Below are 348 nucleotides of genomic sequence, written 5' to 3'. Positions count from 1 at the left end.
GTCCATTCTAAGCGATTGCGCGACTGAAGCGATAACTTTTTTTTCGGTCGTACCGTCGGACTTAAGCGTTACAAGAACGGTTAAGTCGTCGAAAGCGGTAAAACTTTTGTCGATTATTTCGCCGTCGTAACCTTCCGCGACGACGACGCCTGTTTTTTCAATCCCCTCTTCAAGTAGCGACTGCATCAGCGCCGCCGGAAAAGCGCGGAAAATATTCCCCGCCCCGAAGTGCACCCACTTGGGAGCCTCGCGCGTGGCGGCAATCATCGCGTTTCTGTCGAAGCGGGGCAGTGCGATGCCTGCCTTTTCCCAAAAAGCGCGGTCTTTTAAAGAGCTGTTGTTTAGTTT

1 pseudogene is annotated in these 348 nt (G+C 52.3%); it reads right to left on the bottom strand.

The features are described from left to right. Positions 1–348, bottom strand: a pseudogene (locus ACYVTD_RS18330) (mannitol dehydrogenase family protein); the annotation flags it as partial.

Source organism: Treponema sp. R6D11 (assembly GCF_054786075.1).
This window is presented reverse-complemented; position numbering and strand designations above follow the sequence as displayed.